This is a genomic window from Phytohabitans flavus (assembly GCF_011764545.1).
Taxonomy (GTDB): Bacteria; Actinomycetota; Actinomycetes; order Mycobacteriales; family Micromonosporaceae; genus Phytohabitans; species Phytohabitans flavus.
The window spans coordinates 2,982,847-3,001,359 of record NZ_AP022870.1 but is presented as its reverse complement, the minus strand read 5'-3'; the positions used below and the strand labels follow the sequence as shown (position 1 = coordinate 3,001,359).

Here is an 18,513-nt window from a genome sequence, read left to right as displayed (position 1 = left end):
TGGGACCGGGCCGTGCGCGACCTGCGCCGCTACGGTCTGGCCAAAGTGGATCCGGACCAGCGGATCCAGGTGCACCGGCTCTTCCAGGGCGTGCTGCGGGACGAGCTGCGGGAGGAGGCGGCCCGCCGCGGCCGGACCAACGTGCATCACCTGCTGGCGTCGGCAAACCCGGGCTATCCCCACGACGAGGACAACTGGGGCATCCACGCCGAGCTCGGCCCGCACATCCACCCGGCCGGCCTGATCGACTCCGACGTGCCGGACGCCCGCCGCGTCGTGCTCGACCAGATCCGGTACCTGGACCTGATCGGCGACCTGGAGGGCTCCCGGCGGCTCGGCGACGACGCGGTGGACGCGTGGTCGAAGTTCGAAGGTGTCGCAGGACTCGGGCCGAATGGTGAGCTGACGCTCCGTGCGGCCAACTACCTCGCCGTCGCGCTCCGCCACCTCGGCTTCAACGAACGGGCCCGGACCACGTCGGAGCAGGTGCTCGGGCGGTTTCGGGTCAGCCCGGAGTTCGGCCCGGATCACGAGTTCACGTTGTACGCGGCCGCCGCGCTCGCGCCGCACCTGCGCGTCGCCGGTCTCTTCCGCGAGGCGCTGGCGCTGGACGAGGACACTGTCGCACGGTACCGGCGGGTCTTCGGGGACGAGGACGAGCAGACCATCAACGCCCGGAGCAATCTCGCGGTAAACCTGCGGATGCTCAGCGACTTCGCGGGCGCGTACGCGATCGACGCCGAGGCGGTGCACGCCTGGCAGCAGGTCGTGAGCGAAAACGACAACCGGCTGCTCTTCGCCCAGGCAAACCTGGCACGCGACCTGTACGGCCTCGGCCGCTACGAAGAGGCGCTGGGGCTGCTGCGCGCCAAGCTGCCGCCGTACCGCCAACAGCTTGGCGCGCAACACCCGTACGTGCTGCTTGCCGGTCGCACACTCGCCATCGCGCTGCGGAAGGTCGGCCGGTACAACGAGGCGCTCGCGGCGGCCGCCGAGCACGACCGCGACAGCGAGCGCCGGTACGGGCCACAGCACGAGCACGCGCTCGCCGCCGCGATGACCCACGCCAACACCATTCGCGTCACCGGTGACCTGCCCGAAGCGCAGCGCCGTGCGACGAAGGCGCTGGACCTGTACCGGGTCGCGTTTGGGGACACCCATCCGCTGACGCTGGCGGCGGCGAACAACCTCGCGATCGTGCTGCGTTCGCTGGGCGACCTGGAGCAGGCCCGGAGGCTGGACGAGCGCACCTTCGCCCGAATGCGGGACGCGCTCGGACCCGACCACGGGTTCACCCTCTGCGCCGCGACCAACTTCGCCAACGATCTCGCGCTGGCCGGCGAGACCGAGGCGGCGCGGAGCCTGTCCGCGCAGACCCTGGAGCTCTCCCGGCAGGCACGCGGCGACCGTCACCCGTACACGGCGGCCTGCGTGGTGAACGCGGGCATCGACCTGATCGCGGTCCACCGACACGACGAAGGCCAAGCACTGCTCGACCAAGGCGTGGCGGCACTCGCCGAGTCGCTCGGCGACGACCATCCCGAAACCGCCGGCGCGCGTGACGGACGTCGAGCGGAGGCCGACATCGAGCCACCGCCGACGTAGCGGAGGCTACGTGTCCAGAGCGTTTCCGTGCGCGGCGTACCGCTCACTAGGTCGGCTCAGGTCTCCCAGCAGCCGTCGCACGGCGTTGCTCAGGACGGAGTCGTCGGTGGCGAGAACAGCCTCCAGCGGCACTGATCGCAGGTCCGGGATCGCCGACGACTGGGCGTCCGGCTGTACCTCCGGTGCTTCGTACACGCTTGTTTCTCCTGACCCTAGGCCGTGTCACACCCTGGACAGGGGTAGACGATACGGCCCGGAGGTTCCTTTCCTTTGCGCGGCACGCGGGACAGTCAGAGGGTGCTGCTGTGGGCGGCGTAGCGCTCCGCCGGACAGGCCATGTCATCGAGCAGCCGCTGTATTGATTTGGTCAGCGCACTGTCGTCCGAACCGAGGACATATTGGAGTGGCAACCAGGTGAGGTCGGGGAGCGGGTTTGCGGCCCGCTCGGCGGGGGTGTGGTTTTCGTCGTCCATTTGGGATCTGCCCTTCAGCCGCATCCTCAGAACGAATTCTAAGCCCCCCAATGCTTTGGTTGTAGGTGCCACACGCGCCGCCGCTCGTTCAGCTTCGTGATCGCTTTCTCCGCGGCCGGCCGCGGCACCCACACCGCGCACAATCGATCTATTGTCTGCCGCAATCCGGCGGCGAACTCACGGCCGCGCGCCGTGAGTTCTGTCGATCCCTCTAATGCGGACAGACCGGCCGCCACCTGCTCGCGTACGAACGCGAACTCCTCGGTCGCCAACCCCTCCAGCCCGGGTGCGGACCGCAGGCCGCGCCACGTGTCCGCGACACCCAGAAACGCGTAGACGCCCTGGAACAGGCCGCCGGTCGGCCGGGCGTCCGCGCGCCACGGCGCGAAGTGCCGCTCGTCCCCGTCCGGCTCGTACAGCGGCACCAGGTCGAGCAACACGCTCAGTTTGGAGTGCTGGAACTCGTGAACCAGCGTGACCGCCAGGTCACTGGCCGAGCGCGGGCGGGTGAGCCCGAGCATGCCGAACGCGTCGCGGGCCGTCGCGCTGCGGGCCTCGCCCTCGTCTTCCGTGACGAGCGGGACCGCCGAGCGCAGGCCGGCCGCCAGCTCGGCGGCGCGCTCCGGAACGAACGTGGTGAGCAGCCACCACGCCTCGGCGAACCGGTCCTGCCACTCCTGGATCTCCTCAGTGGACAGACGGGCGGCGGCGGGGGCGTGGTACGAGTCGCGGTAGGGGTTGCCGTCCTCGATGATCAGCGAGCCGTCCAGGTCGCGGTGGTGAGCCACCAGCCGGCGCAGCGGCAGCCAGCGCGGATCCTCGGCGGAGACCGCCACCCGCGCCGCGCCGCCGGTCACGGTCGCTCCACTGTGGGCGATCGTGACGACCGCCGGGCCGTCGGAGCCCAGCACCGCGGAGCCGAACGTCGGCAGCGTGACCGTGCCGGACAGCGTCCGCGTCCGTACCTCGGTCTCCAGGCCGGTCCGGAGTGCCGCGGCCGCGGCCAGCGCCCCGAGCTGCGCGAGGTCGGCGGAGTCGTGCGCGGTGGACCCGGTGCCGCCGCTGATCCGCCGGGTCGTCTGCACCGCCCACTCGCCGACCATCGGGTCCGCGATCAGATCGGCGACCGCTTGGGGATCGCGCCGCTCGGCCTGTACGAGCACGTCCACGGCCGAGTCACCGGACTCGTCGCCGCCCCACCGCTCGGCCAGGTACCGGAGCAGCAGCAACTGCTTGCTGTGCTGGACGCTCCCGAGCCGCTCGACGGCGGCCGGTCCGCCAAGGCCCGAAGCGAGGGCGGCGAAGATGCTGTCCGGCACGTGGTGGTAGGTGATCATGGATCGGTCCTCAGGCGGGTCATCAGGTCGCTCGCGACGCGCCGGGTGACGTGGTGGATGAGCCGGAGCATGTCGGCACAGTAGACGGTCGGGTTGCGGAACCCGTCCCCGTCGCGGAACCGGTGGGCGTAGTGCCCGCCGCCGCAGACAGTGTGTACGGGGCAGCTCCGGCACGTGTCGCAGAGGGCATCGCTGCCGATCTGCCGCGCCACGACACCGGGATGTTCGAGCGCGGCGTCCAGCGGGTCGGCGAATACTGTCAGGCCCGTGGCGCACGCGCCGGGATACGTGGACTTGAGCGAGTCGACAAGCTCGATCGCGCCGTCCGTCTCGACCACGAGGACCGCGACCGGGGTGAGCCCGACCTGCTCCGAGCGGCCGGCCCCGCCGAGGGCGAGCGCGATCACGTCCTCGAAGAGCCGCACCCGCGTCTCCTGCCGGGCCGCGCCGTACCAGTGGTCGAAGACCGCCACGAGCCAGTCGCCGTGCGGCGTGGCGCCCGCGCCGGCCGCCCGGACCGGCGGTGCCGACCAGTTCGCGTGCGGCAGCAGGAAGTCGACCATCGGCGGCTCGTACCGGAGCAGCGCCTCGTAGCAGGCGAGGGGATCGACGGTGGGGTCGACCGTGCAGAGCAGCCCGGCGAACGCCGGCCGGTGCTCCGGCGTGCCCAGCAGCCGCAGCGCCCGGTCGACCGCGGCGAAGCTGCCACGCCCGTCGGCGTACCGGCGGTGCAGGTCGTTGGACTCAGGCGTGCCGTCGAGGCTGACCCCGATGCGGACGCCCAGCTCGCGCAGCCGGCCGAGCATGCGCGCGTCGAGCAGCACGGCATTCGTCTGGAGCTGCACGTCGAGGCGGCAGACGCGGTCGAACGTGGCCCGGAAGTCGCGTACCAGCGCGGTCAACCGGTCGAGGCCGGCGAGCAACGGCTCACCGCCGTGCAGGACGAGCCGCATCGAGGGCAGATCGTGGGCCGCCGCGTGCTCGACCATCCGGCCGGCGGCCGCGCGCCAGGTCGCCGGCTCGATGACCGTCGGGCGCTCCCGCCAGCTCTGGTCGGCCATTGTGTACACATAGCAGTAGTCGCAGGCTAGATTGCAGCGCTGGTGCACCTTGAGGACGACGTCGCGGAACGGTGTCGGGCGCCAGCCGGCGCCGCGCAGCGCCACCAGATCCAGCGTCTCGTCCGGCCAGGCGGCGTGGCTCCGGAGCGCGGGAGGTCCGGATGTCCGACCTGCGGGCACGGGTCACACCTCCGCGGAGGGCAGCGGCTCAAACCGCTTATTCATACCGTAATCCTCCCCGAATGGGCTGGATCTCATACCGGCGGGGGCTCGATGTCGCACTCTCCCGCGCGGCCGCTGGCGGCGGCCAGGACGAGCGGGTGCTCGGGGCCGAGGACGCTGCGCAGGTCGTCGAGGCTCGTGGCCAGCCGGCCGGCGGCGGGGTCGTCCGGGGGCAGCAGCAGGCCGAGGTTGATCGCGCAGGTCAGCGTGTCCGGGTGGCGCTGCCCGCGGACGCGCCGGGCGTCCTCCAGCGCCTGCGTGAGCATACGCCGCGCGCTCTCCTTCTCGTGCGCGAGCGCGCGGTCGTTTCCCACCCCGATCCCGGCGGCGATCGTGTACGGGTGATCCTGGCCGAGCACCCTGCGGAGCGTGTAGTAGGCGCTTTCACCCACCTGGCGGGCGCGGCGCTTCTCGCCCATCGCGCGCAGGATGATGGCCTGGTTGGTGGCGGCGGCGAGGGTGAGCGGGTTGCGCTCGCCGAACTGCCGGCGGTAGCGGTCCATCGCGTCGGTGGCCACATTCCAGGCCCGGGTCGCCTCGCCCGCGGCGCAGAGCGTGTTGGCGTACGTCATCATCGCGGCGAGGCTGAGCTCGTGGTCAGGCCCCACGTGTCCTTGGGACACCAGGTAAAGCCGGCGGGCCTCCTCCAGGGCGGCCTGTACCCGGCCGCTCTTGCGCAGCCCGAGCACGATCGTGCGCCAGGCGGCGAGCACCAACGGGTGGCGGTCGCCGAGCCGGACCCGGTACGCCTGCCAGGTGGACTGCTGTAGCTCCAGCGCCTTCGCGTAGTCGCCGAGCCCGTACAGGTCCCGGGCCAGGTTGGAGATCGACAGCAGGGTGCGCTGGTCGTCGGTACCGAGCTCCTGGCGGCCGGACTCGGCGAGGTCGGCGTCGATGTCGTACGCCGCCCGGTAGTCGCCGGCCGCGCGCAGGCTGGCGCCCAGGTTGTTTCGGGCCAGGACGGTGTCGCGGTGCTCCTCGCCCCGGATCCGCCGGTACCGCTCCACGCGGTCCCGGTCCAGCCGCAGCGCCTCGCCGTACCGCCCGAAGACCCGGTGCAGCACGGCCAGGGTGTTGGCGATCTCCAAGCTCGTCGGGTGATCCGGACCGTACTCGGGATGGGTCTGGAGCCTGTTCCACGCGTCGTCGACAAGCTCGCGGGCTTCGGTGTACCGCCCCAACGCCTGAAGGGCCGCGACAAGCCGACCCAGGCACGCGAACACCCGTACCCCATCCGGGTTTTCCTGCTGCGTCCACGCCGTCCAGGCCTCCTGGCTGAGCTGGCGGCTGCCCTCGAAGTCCCCGATCTCGTTGAGGTACTTGGCCTGGTCCACTATGACCTGACGACTGTCCGCATTGGACACCTCGATGACCCGGGCGGGCCGCAGGTGCGGGCCGATCTGGGCGTGCATGTCCCAGGTCAGCGGCTCGGACGGATTGCCCGGGTTGGCCGAGGTGAGCAGCCGCCAGGCGTTGCCGTACGCGAGGTCCAGCGCGTACGCCGGCAGCGTGTCCCGGACGATCGCCTGCACGAGCCGGTGCACCTGCAACGCCTGACCACCGTCGAGGACCTTGACCAGCCCGTACCGGCGCAGCAGCCGCACCGCCTCGTCCAGCAGGTCGGTCTGGTTGAGCAGCCGGCCGAGCGGGGGCGCGACACGGCCGCCGCCGCGGCGCAGCAGGGACAGCGTGATCGGCTCGGAGCCCAGGCAGGACAGCAGCTCCAGCAGCTGCCCGGCGGCCCGCGACTCGGCCCGGACCCGGTCGGCGGCGACCGCGAAGGCGGTGGCCACCGTGGCCTCGTAGTCGCCGGGCGGGACCGCGGCCAGCAGCCCTACCGCCCGCTCGTCGAGCTGGCGCAGGTACTCGCGCACCGGCGTGCGGGTGGCGGACTGCATGTCGGCCACCTGTTCGAGCGCCAGGGGGAGGTCGCCGAGGCGCTCGGCGAGCTGGTCCGCCTCGTCGAAGTCGATGTCGTGGCCCCGCGCCCGCAGCAGCTCGATGCTCTCGCGGCGGGCGAAGACGTCCACCTCGATCGGGCGGCCGGCACCGAGCCAGGCGGCGTCGCGGGTGGTCACGACCACGTGGCCGCCGGACGCGGGAACGAGGGACGCGAGCTCCGCCGGAGGCCCGGCGTTGTCGAGGACGATCAGCCACCGCACCCCGCCAAGCTCAAGCCGGCTCAGCACGATGGTCACGGTCTGGGCCATGTCGAGGCTGCTCGGCCAGTCCTGCCGCTCGCCGAGCGCCGCCAGCGACGCGGTCGCCTGCGAACGGTCCTCCGCCGCGATCCACCACACGAGGTCGTACTCGTCCGCGAAGCGGTGGGCATACTCGACCGCGAGCTGTGTCTTCCCCACGCCGCCCAGGCCGTACAGGATCAGCGGCTGCCACGGCTCGGCCGTCAAACCGGCCCTGAACATGTCCAGCAGCTTCTCGCGGCCGGTGAAGCCGGTATTCCGGTGCGGCGCCGGGCCGGTGGGTGTGATGCCGGCGGGAGATGGCGCGACGTCCGGCGACTCGGCCAGCGGCGGCTCCGAGGGCGGTGGCACCGCGGGCGGCTCGGCCGGCGCGGCCGCACCCGGTGCGAGCTGGTCGGAGGCGGCCAGCCAGAGCGCGTGAAACCGCCGCACCTCCTCGTCCTGGTTCGGGCGGTGGACGGACATGGCGGCCAGGTACCGCACCACGCACTCCACTTTGGACCACCGGGCCAGCCCTTCGCCGCGCAGGATCGCGCTGACCGTCTCGTGGCTGACGGTGTCTGGCATGTGGTTCTGCCGGCGGATCTCCGCGCTGATCCGGCGATACGACGGGCGGCCGGCGTCGCGGTGCAGCAGCTGCAGCTCGGCGACGAGGTCTTGCGCCACTCGCCACGCTCCCTGGTCTACTTATCGCGTCTCGGCTTGGCGGCCACCCGCCAACTAACGTCAATTTCCGGCAATGACAGCATTCCATACCGAGGCAGAGCCAGGAACCTGCTGTAAACCTTTGAACACCGCCGGCAGAAACTGATCTCCCGCTCAGGACATGCGCCATCCTCGAAATCAGAGGGCGACTCCAGCGAAGGAGCACGTGATGCAGGGAACTCCCGATGTTACTGAGCGATAACGCGACCCCGGTACGCATGGATCCGTTAGCGCAGACCCGCACGACCTGCGAATATCACGCCCAGAACGGGTTCGAGAATCAGCCGAAAATCCGACCGGTTCCGGCACTGTCCCGGCAAGCCACCGTTCCGGGAATCCCGTCCACTTCCAGGAATGTCAAGCGCACCGCGCGGTTCCGCCCGCTCCGTGAAAGGCCCACGAATAGGCGGGTCATGCCGCGGTGGCTGACCAGCGTGTACGCGGATGCGACCGCCGCGCTACAGGCGCTGAACCCGATCCGGCTCACCCACAGCGCGCGGGCCAAGGGTGCCGGCGCCACGCCCAACTCGCCGAGGCTGCGCGCCAACATGCTGGTGCACCGCCTCTCCCTCGCACCGTCGAGCCGGCGCCGCGGCTTGACCACCGCGGGTCGTCTCGTCGAGTCGCCGCCGCCCAGGGCAACCGACGCGGCGGTCCGCCAGGAGCTCGTCGTGCACGCGTTCGCCCCGCTGGAAGGGCCGGGGCGGGATCCGGCGTACCAGCAGATCCGTCGCCTGTGGACGGCGACCCGGCGGCTCGGGGCGACCGAGGCGATCGGCGGCGGCTCGCCCGACCTCCCGGACGAGTGCACCCGGCTCGCCGCCGGTCCGGTGGTCGCCGCCCAGCAGAGCGCGGACGAGCGGCTACAGGTCGTGCTCCGCCGCGAGCACGACGTGCTCAACCTGTCGATCGGGTGGCTGGCCGACCCGAAAGCGCCGCCGCGTACCTGGGCCGAGTGGGAGGAGCGGTGGGCCGCGGTCGCCGCCGGCGGCACCGACGAGCTGATCGGCATCGTGCGGCTCTACATCGGTACCCAGCCGGCGACCCGGCGCGGCGGGCCACCGGCGCGGCCACCCGTCGAGGTCGCGGCGGAGCTCGCCGCGGGCCTCACCGAGCAGGACGGGACACTGTGGAACGACGGGGTGCTCGTCGAAGGATGCGTGCTGTGGGAGCTGCCCCCGTTCGGCGGCCAGGCCCGGCGGGAGCGCCGGATCCTCGCATTGGCCACGCCCGACCGCGAGGCGCAGATGAGCGCGCTCGCGTGGTGGCGTGGCGAGGCGGAGATGGCACCGCTGCCCCGGTACCTGCTCGACGCGGCCAAGGTCCGGTACCAGCTGCGGGTCCGGGAAGCGGCGGAGCCTTCGCTGCGGGCCGCGCTCACTGGACAGGGCACCGCGGCCGAGATGGCCGTCCTGCTGACCCGGCTCGCCGACATGCGGCTCACCGTCGAGATCGCCAGGTCCAACATGGACGCGGTACTGCGGACGATCGACCCGTGGGGCGGCGCGCCGCTCGGCGGGCTCTTCGCCGACGACCGCGCCTGCGCCGCCTGGGTCGAGTCGCGCCTCGCCGACGACGTCCGGTACATGACGAACGCGCACCGGCGGGCACAGCACCTGCTCGACCGAGGGCGGCACGCCGTCACCACGCGGGTGCCCCGGCAGCCGGTGATCGGGCTGGTCACCGCGCTGCCCGAGGAGTTCGCCGCGATGGCCTCGCTGATCGACGACGAGGAAGAGTGTTCGGTGGCCGGCGATCCGGCCGAGTATGTACAAGGGACGGTCCCCAGCGCGCACGCCGAGCGGCCGCATCCGGTGGTGCTCACGCTGCTCACCGAGACCGGTACCAACTGGGCGGCGACGGCCGTGGCCAACATGCTGCGCAGCTTCGAGTCCGTCGACCAGGTGCTGATGGTCGGCATCGCGGCGGGCGTGCCGGCGCCGGGCGAGCCGCACCGGCACGTGCGGCTCGGCGACGTCGTGGTGGCGACCTGGGGGATCGTCGACTACGACCACGTTGTCGACCGGCCCGGCGCGGTCACGTTGCGGCAGGGGTTTCCGCAGCCGTCCGCGCTGCTCGCGCACCGGGCGAAGGGGTTGCTCGCGGGGGAGCTTCAGGGGCGGCGCCCGTGGGAGGACGAGCTGACCCGGGTGCTCGCGGCGCTGCCCGGCTTCGCCCGGCCGGAGGCGGTGACCGACCGGCTGTACGCGCACGACGGCCCGGACGCCCGGGAGGTGTGGCATCCAGACCCGACCGCGTCCGGGCATCGCGACGGCGCTCCGAAGGTCCACGAAGGACGGATCGGCTCGGCCAACCGCTCCATGCGCAACACCGAGCGCCGCGACGAGCTGGCCCGCGAGTACGACCTGCGCGCGATCGAGATGGAGGGCTCGGGCATCGGCTCGTCCGCGTTCGCCGGCGGGCGGGACTGGCTCGTGGTCCGCGGCATCAGCGACTACGGCGACCGGCGCCTCGGCCGGCTGTGGCGCCCATACGCCTCGGCCGTCGCCGCCGCCTACACCCGCGCGCTGCTGCGCCGCTGCCCGCCGATCAGCCCCCACGGCGGCCGGACGGGAGGTGTCGCGGCAGCCTAGGACATCCAATCCAGGACAAGGATCTGAGCTACCGCGACGTCCGCGGTGGTCCAGACCGCTGCTCCCGCGGCCTCACCCTCCGCGGTCCACGACCCAACCCCCGCCCGGCAAGGCCAGCGGCGAGGTCCCGGCCCGCCCGCCGCACGCGACAAGCCGAGTCGCCTCTGGATCTAGTCGACTTCCTGCCGTCAGGGCGGCACAAAGTCGACTAGATCTACGGACCTTCCGCGTTTCCCTTGATCGGCGCGTTGGGTCGGAGCAGGCCAGCGATCGTGGTACCTGGCTGCCCCTGGAGGGGCAGTGAAATACCACGATCTGCCGGACGGCGTCCGGCCGTAGCGTCGATCAAGGCAAACGACCGACCTTGCGCGCCTGTGTTGCAACCAGCGCAACGGAAACGCACCCCAAGCGGCACTTCCCCCATCCCCGAGGCCGGCGCGCTCCCGCCGGAGGCGAAGAAGGGGTGACCGCAACCCCGAGCGACGCGGCCCGTCCGATGTCGGAGGCGGGGTGGTTCCCATAGGGAAGCAGAGTAAATGCGGTTGGCGCGCTTACCTTTTGCTCGTCTGCCGGCGGCCGACCCGCATGCCGGCCGCCGGCGGCGTGGGGTCGGTGGTTGTGGAGCGCGGAGGGTGAGGCCGCGGGAGCAGCGGTCTGGACCACCGCGGACGTCGCGGTAGCTCAAATCTCCATCGTGGACAGAGCCCGCGGAAGGGATCGTCCAGGGCTATTGGGTCGGGGCCACCTGGGCCAGGAGGAAGTCGGTTACGGCGGTGGCGAAGGTCGGGGTGAGGTCGGGTATGTGGCCACCGTCCTGGATGGTCCACAGCTCGGCCCGCGTGCCGCCCCGGCAGCCTTCGTGATAGGCCGTCACCGTGGTCTCCGCGTCCGCGAGCCCCGCGTCGAGGTCGATGGGCTGCGCGGAGGTGTCCGCCTTGTCGGCGCAGCCGTCCAGGCCGCGCCACAGCTTGACCGTGCCCTCCGCGGACGGGTACGGGCGGGTGGACGGGCCGCCCGCGTAGAGGATCGTGCGGTCGGACGTGCCGTGGATCTGAAGCACGCTGACCGGCCTCGCCGGCGTGCACTTGGCCGGGTCGGCGGTGGCCGCGCCGGCCAGGGAAGCGACCGCGGCGACCCGGTCGGCGTGCTCGCAGGCCATCCGGAGGGCCATGAAGCCGCCGTTGGAGTGGCCGACGAAGTAGACCCGGGCGGGGTCGACGGCGTACTTCGCGGCGACCGCGTCGACGAGCTTGATCAGGTATCCGGAGTCGTCCACCCCGGAGTCGAAGAAGTCGCAGCAGGCCGGCGTCGCGTTCCAGAAGTGGTGTTTCTCGTGGTTGACGGTGCCGTCCGGCATCGCGTAGAGGAAGCCGCGGCGGTCGGACTCGCCCTTGAGCTGGAAGTACTCCTCCTGCTCGGCACCGCTGGACGTGTACCCGTGCAGGACCACCACGAGCGGGGCCTTGGTCGCCGGGTCGTAGCCGCTGGGCACGTGCAGGCTGAAGGGGCGGTCGGCGAGCTCGATCGTGACGTCGGCCGAGCCGGGCTCCGGGGAGGACGAGCCCGCGGACGACGAGCACGCGGTCAGCGACAGCAGCACCAGGACCAGCAGCCGGGCCGTCACGCTCATGGCACGATCCTGCCGGACGGTCCGCAAGAGGGCATCATGCTGTCGGACATGCGCCATGGCGCATTCAAGACACTGGTTGTAGCCCCACCGTTACACATAGAGCCGCATCCTTACGTCTATCCCACCGGCGGATCGGACTACTGCAAACCAGAGTTAAACGTGTCAATACGAGTCGAAGGGGTGTGATCTAAATATTTAACTCGGTTGTGATAAGCCGCCGCTAGGGTGCGGAGCCAATGATCGACATGCGGGGGAAGGGGTTGGGGATGAGCGAAGACCTTGCCGTGCCACTGATCATCGGGATCGCCCCGTCGGCGGCCGCGCGCCGGCAGCTCGCACAGCAACTCGGCGGGACCGAGGCGTTCCTCATCGTCGCGACTGTTGAGCAGGCACGGGAGTTTCTGGACGCGGCCGTGCAACGCACCATCACGCAAGCCTCCTCGGCGACCGGAGGACCGGCCGTGAGCGAGGAGGAGGCGGGCCGCCCGCTGGACCTGAGCGTCGACTCCGACCGCCGGGTCCTGCGGTGGCTGGACCGCGAGGTCGAGCTGACCCGCCTGGAGCACGACTTCCTGCACCGGCTGCTCGACGCGCCGGGGCAGGTCTTCACGTACGAGCGGCTGCACCTGGAGGTCTGGGGCAACCAGCACCTCGGCCGCGGCTCGGACATCCACTCCGTCGTGCGCCGGGTGCGCCGCAAGCTCGCCGAGCTGGAGGCGGCCGCGACGATCCACTCTGTACGCGGCGTCGGCTTCCGGCTGACCGCGGCCTGACAGTACGAAGGCTGGTCGCGGCCTGACCATACGAGGGCTGACCGCGGCCTGACGATACGAAAGACAGAGGCCCCGCCCGGCCGAAGCCGGGCGGGGCCCGAATCAATCAGTAGGCGGCGTCAGCACTTGATGGGGGAGAGCGTGAAGTCCTCCACCGTCGGCGTGCTGGTGTTGATCCTCGTCTGGCGCGTCTGCGGCTTCCAGGTGTCCTTCGCGACGATCAACGTGAGCGGGTTGTTGCGGCGGTCGAGCCAGTAGGCGTACTTGCCCTGGGTGTCGGTGGCGAACGTCCAGGACATCGCCCACGAGTCCACCTGTACGACCGCGCCCGCGATCGGCGCGGTCACGCCGTCGCAGCCCTTGCCGGTGACGGTACCCATCAGCTTGCCCCAGGTCGTCGGCTGCTGCACCTCGAAGGTGAGCTGGACCGGCGGCACGGTGTAGGGGGTGTTCTCACCGATCGCGACCGAGCCGGTGTAGGTGCCCGGCTGGTCCACGTTCGCCGTCATCACGACGGTGACCGTGACGCTCGCACCCGGCGCCAGCGTCGCCTCGGTCTTGTCGATCGAGAACCAGCTGACGTCGGCGGCACCCTCGGCGCACTCCTCGAAGCCGGGCAGCGCCTCGCTGTCGGGCGTGGCGTTGAACTGGCCCGAGGAGCCACCGACCTTGTAGAAGCCGCACGCCGCGCCGCCACGGTACCGGGCGGTGTTGGCGTTCGGCAGGCTCGACCAGGTGTTGGCGGCCGGGTCGTACGCGAAGCCGGCGTTGGTGATCACACCGGCCTGCGAGCCGCCGACGACCAGCAGCTTGCCGTTGGCCACCGCGAACGAGCTGGCCCAGTTGTCGGCCGGCGCGTCCGCGATCGGGGTCCAGGTGTTGGCACCCGGGTCGAACGCGTAGCTGGCCTTCTGCGCCGCCGCGCCGTCGTTGCCGCCGGTGCAGTAGACGACGCCCTCGATGCCGCCGCACGAGGCGAACGCGACCGACTTCGGGTAATCGGGGAGCGTCTCCCACGTGTCGGTGGCCGGGTCGTACCGGACCACGTCGTTGGACATCGGCGTGCAGCCGGCGGTGGTGCAGCCACCGACCGCGTACAGCTTGCCGTCCACGACCGCCTGGCCCGCCGCCGAGCGCGGCGCCGGGTTGTCGGCCTTCTCGGTCCAGGTGTTCGCCGCCGGGTCGTACGACCAAGTGGTGCTGTCCGGCCCCGCGGCCGCCCAGCCACCGGTGGCGATGATCTTCCCACCGACGACGCCTACCGTCAGAGCGTTGCGCGCTCCGGGCAGGTCCGCGATCGCCGACCAGGTCTGCGCGACCGGGTCGTAGACGAAGTTCTTCGTCGTGGAGGCCGAACCGTTTCCGCCGGCGATCGAGTAGACCTTGCCGTCGAGGCTGACCACCCGGTTGTCCATCACGTTCGCCGGGTAGTCGGTGATGTCGGTCCACGGCGCCGCCTGCGGGGCGGTCGCCGGCACCGCGTTGGTGCCCATCGTCGCCTTCGCCGCGAACGACGTCGGCGCGTTGATCTGCTGCAAAGGCGCGCCGGACGAGGCCAGGATCTGGTCCCGGGTCATCCGCGAGCCGTCGGCGCGCAGGAGCTCGAAGCCACCGTCCCGCTCACCGAAGTTGACTTCCACCGGCGCGCCGCCGTTGTTGGTCACGGTGAACGTCTTGGTGACCTTGCCGCTGGGCATCCGCGCCTTGCCGCTCAGCGCGCCCGGCTGCACCGTGAGCTTGCCGGCCGCGAGCTGGAAGCTCGTCGAGGTGGTCCAGTCCGCCTCGACGTCGACGTCCTTGCTCTGGCCGACGTAGTTGCCCGCCGTGGCCGTGAACGGGCGCGTGCCGGTCAGCGACGAGAACAGCCAGAAGAAGCCGTCGGCCAGCCCGGTGTCGTCCGGGGTCGCCGCGGTGGTGGCCCGCTCCGTCGGCTTGGCGCCGCTGACGACGGTGGCGCCGTTGACGTAACCGTTGTCGTTCGCGTCGCGGACGTGGCCGACGACGAGGCCGCCGTTGGTCGGCACGCAGGTGACCTGGCTGCCGATCAGGACGTTGTCGACCTCCCACCACCACTCGAACGAGGCGTCGTAGTAGTGGAACCGCACCTGGACCTGGTCCTTGCCGGCGGCCTGCGGGATCGGGATCTCGGTGACCCGGGGTCCGCGGAAGCTGGCCGCTTGCCGGAGCACGTTCGTCCAGGTGGCACCGCCGTCGAGGCTGAGGTCGACGTCGGCCCGGTCACTGCCCAACCAGCGGAAGTCCTGGTTGAACCGGATCACCGGAGCGGCGACGCCGGTCAGGTCGACGACCGGGCTGACCAGCGAGCTGTCCTGCCGGTTGCCGCTGCCGTAGTTGTCGCTGTCGAGCATGGCGAAGCCGCCGGTACCGCCGGTCAGGTTGCCCCGGTTGCCGTCGTCCGTGAACTTCCAGACCTGACCGGTGCCGATGTGGTCGACGACCGTCCAGCCGGCCGGCGTCGTCCCGCTGTCGAAGGTCTCGTACTCGCCGTCCGAGCCGTACTCGTACCCCGGTGCGGTGGCGCAGGAGGTGACCGCGACCGGTACCGCGACGTTGTGGACGACGTTGCGCGAACCGACCACGACCTCCTTGGTGACGGTCTCGTAGCCCGGGTACTGCGGGACGAACGTCAGCGTGTACGTGGCGCCCGCCGGCAGGGAGAGGCTGTAGCGGCCGTTGACGGGGTTGGTGTAGTCGGCGGCGCCCGAGGGACCCGCGACCGTCACCTTGGCGTACAGCGGCCAGCCGTGCCCGGAGCCGTCGGTCACCGCGCCGCTGAGCGTGACCTTCGGTACCGGGTCGAGCGCCACGTTGAGCGTCGTCGTGTTACCGGTGGTCACCGTGGCCGGCACGGTCTTGGTGCCGTACCCGAAGAGCGTCACGGCGACCTGGTAGTCACCGCTGGGCACCTGCGAGGAGAACTTGCCGTCGCTGCCGGTGGTCACCTGACGCTCGGCGGCGCCGGTCAGGGCGACGGTCGCGCCGGCGAGCGGGCCGCCGGTGGCCGAGTCCGTCACGGTGCCGGCCAACGTGCCGACGTTACCGATCGGGGCGGCGTCGAGGAGCGCGAGCGCGTCCAGCCGGCCCTCGCCGTACACGTTGTTGTCGTCCGCCGTGCCACCGCACGCGGTGTCGAGCTTGTCCGTCGCGGTGTCGTTCAGCAGCGAGCGCGTGGCCGTGATCTGGCCGACCAGGCTGGGCGCCGCCGACCAGAGCAGCGCGATGGCGCCGGCCAGGTGCGGCGCGGCCATCGAGGTGCCGTTGGCGGTACCGTACGCGTTGCCGGGCAGGCTGGACCGCACGTTCACGCCGGGCGCCGAGATGTTGGGCTTGATCTCGCCGTCCTGCCCAGCGCCACGGCTGGAGAAGCTGGCGATGTTGTTGTTGATGTCGTACGCGCCGACGGAGTAGTTGGCGATGCGGCTACCGGGGAGCCGCTGGTCTGGCAGCCCGGGCCCTCGTTGCCGTTGGACCAGGCGCCGAAGATGCCGGACGCCTCCCAGGCCAGCGTCACGTCCTCCATGAACGGGTCGTTGGAGGGCAGCTCGGAGCCCCAGGAGTTGTTGATGATGTTCGGCCGCTTGCTCGCGTCCGGGTTCTGGCCGTTCAGGTCCCGCGGCTGGAGCATCCACTGGCCGGAGTTGATCAGGGCGGCGTCGCTCGGGCAGCAGCCGTTCGCCGCGATCCACTTCACCTCGGGCGCCACGCCGATCTCGTTGGCACCGTCGCGGCCGGCCATCGTACCCATGGTGTGCGTGCCGTGGCCGTTGTTGTCGCACGGCGTGGCACAGGTTCCGGCCGCGTTGAACCAGTTGTAGTTGTGGTTGAACGTCCCGTCGCCGTTGTTGCCGCGGTAGGAGTTGACCAGCGCCGGGTGGTTGAACTGCACGCCGGTGTCGATGTTCGCGATCGTGATGCCGGCGCCCTTGACGCCGTACCGCGACCACACGTCGTCGGCGTTGATGTTCGCGATACCCCACTCGAGGGCGTTCACCGTCTTCTCGTTCGTACCGGGGGTGAGCTTGGGCATCTCGTAGGCCATCGGGGCGTAGAGGCCCTCGACCTCGCCGCGGCCGGCGATGTCCTGCGCCATGCTCCGCGAGGCGCTGCTGACCTTGATGGCGTTTGTCGCCCAGAAGCTTTCGTACTTCACGCCCGCCGCGTCGAGGTCGGCCCGGACCTTCGCCTGGCTCTCCTCGGCGGTCTGCTGTAGAGCGGTGGCCACGGCAGTGCCCCGCTCGTTCCAGTCCTTGATGGCGCTGGCCTTGCTCAGGTCGGCCTTGGGGGCGAAGCGGATCCAGAAGTCGGACTCACCCTTGGCCTCGAACCGCTGGGTCAGGTCCGGGCGGATCTTGTCGCCGGGCGCCGCCTGCGCGCCCGAGCCGGTCGCGGCCAGGCTCGTCGCGACGACGACAAGCGCCGCGCCCGCGCTCAGCAGCGATCTGGCAAGTCGTAGTCGGCGTGTCGATCTCAACATCGATGTTGCCTCCCCTAGTGAAGGGCCGCCGCGCGGTTCTCGCCAGTGGCCCGGTTGGACACTAAAGATCACCGAAGAGATCGATCAAGGACGCTGCGTCAGCAAATCATCACCAAAACGTGAGCAGGAGTCGAGTCGTCCGATTCGCCTTGCTACGGGCGGCGTGCCGTGCCTATGATCCAAACGTTCAGATGAGTTGATGTTGTATCTGGACGTGCGCGACGGCTTCGCCGCCGGTGGCAGGGACCCGATGGCAAGGGTTCGGCAGCCTGGTTCCGGCGTGTCGCGGGCCCTCGCGAGTCATCGGTCGTCGGCGTGTGGCACCGCTCGACGAACGCCCGGTCACCCCAATGGCCGGCCGTTTCGCGTCGTGCTCCGAAGTCGGCGATACGAGCTTCTGGCGCTGTCCGGTCGGGGTGACTCATGTCCACCCTCACCAGGAGGCGTCTCCATGTGCATTTCCCACGAACAGTCCAGCACCGCAGCCGCGCCCGACGTCCCGGCGCTCAGCCGTCGGGGTGTACTGAAAGCGGCCACGGCCGCTACCGTCGGCGCGGCGGGAGTGCTGGCCGCGGCCGGGCCCGCCGAGGCCTCAGGCGGTAACCACGGTGGGTCCCGCCGGGTGCCGCTCGACCACATCAGCGTCCAGCTCTACACGCTGCGCGACCAGCTCGCGATCGACCTCGACGGCACGCTCGCGGCGCTGCGCCGGATCGGCTACACCCGCGTCGAGCACGCCGGCTTCGTCGGCCGCACCGCGGCCCAGTTCAAGGCGGCGCTCGACAAGGCCGGCCTGCGCGCCACGTCCGGCCACTCCGGCATCCCGCAGCCGTTCGACGCGGCGGCCTGGCAGGCCACGCTGAACGACGCCCGCACGATCGGGCAGCGGTACATCGTGCACCCGTTCTTCGGCGTCGACGCCAACGGCCCGATCCGCAGCTCCGCCGTGTACAAGGCGTTCGCCCGCGACCTCAACAAGGCCGGGCAGATGGCGAAGAGGTCGGGCCTCAAGTTCGGCTACCACAACCACCACTTCGAGTTCTTCCGCCAGGACGGCGGCTCGCGCACCGGCTTCGAGGTGCTCGCCGACGAGACCGACCCCGACCTGGTGCACCTCGAGGTGGACCTCTTCTGGGTGACCCGCGGCGCGCACGACCCGGTCGACGTCATCCAGCGCAACCGCGGCCGCATCCGCCAGTTCCACGTCAAGGACATGAACGCGGACGGCGGCTTCGAGGACGCCGGCAAGGGCCTCATCGACTTCGCGCGCGTCTTCCGGTACGGACGGGAGGCGGGCATCGACGAGTTCATCGTGGAGCGCGACGACGCCGGCACCCCGCCCCGCAACCCGGCTGACGCCATCAGCACCGCCGACGTCGGCTACGACTACCTAGCGTCCATGCGGTTCTGAGGTGAT

General features: G+C 70.9%; 11 protein-coding genes and 1 pseudogene. 4 read left to right on the top strand and 8 right to left on the bottom strand.

From position 1 onward, the window contains the following. The first annotated feature begins 12 nt into the window (after window positions 1-12). On the top strand, window positions 13-1,605 hold the full coding sequence (fxsT, locus tag Pflav_RS13075) for an FxSxx-COOH system tetratricopeptide repeat protein (RefSeq protein WP_173036418.1): 1,593 nt from the start codon (window positions 13-15) through the stop codon (window positions 1,603-1,605). A gap of 6 nt (window positions 1,606-1,611) precedes the next feature. Here fxsT (Pflav_RS13075) and fxsA read toward each other — a convergent pair whose 3' ends face one another. The 5 genes from fxsA to fxsT (Pflav_RS13050) form a co-directional block, all read right to left on the bottom strand. Further along, a complete protein-coding gene (fxsA, locus tag Pflav_RS13070) occupies window positions 1,612-1,800 on the bottom strand; it encodes an FxSxx-COOH cyclophane-containing RiPP peptide (protein ID WP_173036417.1) in 189 nt (62 codons plus the stop codon). 95 nt (window positions 1,801-1,895) lie between these two features. After that, window positions 1,896-2,078, bottom strand: coding sequence for a hypothetical protein (locus Pflav_RS13065; RefSeq protein ID WP_173036416.1), 183 nt, complete (start codon window positions 2,076-2,078; stop codon window positions 1,896-1,898). Between the two features lie 38 nt (window positions 2,079-2,116). Beyond that, complete coding sequence (locus Pflav_RS13060; RefSeq protein WP_173036415.1) at window positions 2,117-3,415, bottom strand: HEXXH motif domain-containing protein; 1,299 nt, start codon at window positions 3,413-3,415, stop codon at window positions 2,117-2,119. After that, on the bottom strand, window positions 3,412-4,656 hold the full coding sequence (locus Pflav_RS13055; RefSeq protein WP_173036414.1) for an FxsB family cyclophane-forming radical SAM/SPASM peptide maturase: 1,245 nt from the start codon (window positions 4,654-4,656) through the stop codon (window positions 3,412-3,414). The genes Pflav_RS13060 and Pflav_RS13055 overlap by 4 nt, the downstream gene beginning before the upstream one ends. A gap of 74 nt (window positions 4,657-4,730) precedes the next feature. Next, a complete protein-coding gene (gene fxsT / locus Pflav_RS13050) occupies window positions 4,731-7,565 on the bottom strand; it encodes an FxSxx-COOH system tetratricopeptide repeat protein (protein WP_173036413.1) in 2,835 nt (944 codons plus the stop codon). 452 nt (window positions 7,566-8,017) lie between these two features. On the opposite strand from fxsT (Pflav_RS13050), the gene Pflav_RS13045 reads away from it, so the two are divergent. After that, the gene (locus Pflav_RS13045; RefSeq protein WP_173036412.1) at window positions 8,018-10,198 is read left to right on the top strand and encodes a CATRA conflict system CASPASE/TPR repeat-associated protein; all 2,181 of its coding nucleotides are present in this window, start codon (window positions 8,018-8,020) and stop codon (window positions 10,196-10,198) included. Window positions 10,199-10,925: 727 nt separating this feature from the next. On the opposite strand, the gene Pflav_RS13040 is transcribed toward Pflav_RS13045, so the two are convergent. Further along, window positions 10,926-11,828, bottom strand: coding sequence for a CE1 family esterase (locus tag Pflav_RS13040; protein WP_173036411.1), 903 nt, complete (start codon window positions 11,826-11,828; stop codon window positions 10,926-10,928). Window positions 11,829-12,094: 266 nt separating this feature from the next. Between Pflav_RS13040 and Pflav_RS13035 the strand changes: the two genes are divergently transcribed. After that, the gene (locus Pflav_RS13035; RefSeq protein WP_173036410.1) at window positions 12,095-12,601 is read left to right on the top strand and encodes a winged helix-turn-helix domain-containing protein; all 507 of its coding nucleotides are present in this window, start codon (window positions 12,095-12,097) and stop codon (window positions 12,599-12,601) included. 119 nt (window positions 12,602-12,720) lie between these two features. On the opposite strand, the gene Pflav_RS47940 is transcribed toward Pflav_RS13035, so the two are convergent. Together Pflav_RS47940 and Pflav_RS47935 are read right to left on the bottom strand one after the other, a co-directional pair. After that, complete coding sequence (locus Pflav_RS47940; protein WP_415624378.1) at window positions 12,721-14,016, bottom strand: Kelch repeat-containing protein; 1,296 nt, start codon at window positions 14,014-14,016, stop codon at window positions 12,721-12,723. A gap of 687 nt (window positions 14,017-14,703) precedes the next feature. Continuing rightward, window positions 14,704-16,649: pseudogene (locus Pflav_RS47935) on the bottom strand (S8 family serine peptidase); the annotation flags it as partial. An 898-nt stretch (window positions 16,650-17,547) separates the two neighbouring features. On the opposite strand from Pflav_RS47935, the gene Pflav_RS13025 reads away from it, so the two are divergent. Beyond that, a complete protein-coding gene (locus Pflav_RS13025; protein WP_173036409.1) occupies window positions 17,548-18,507 on the top strand; it encodes a sugar phosphate isomerase/epimerase family protein in 960 nt (319 codons plus the stop codon). Window positions 18,508-18,513: the final 6 nt, after the last annotated feature.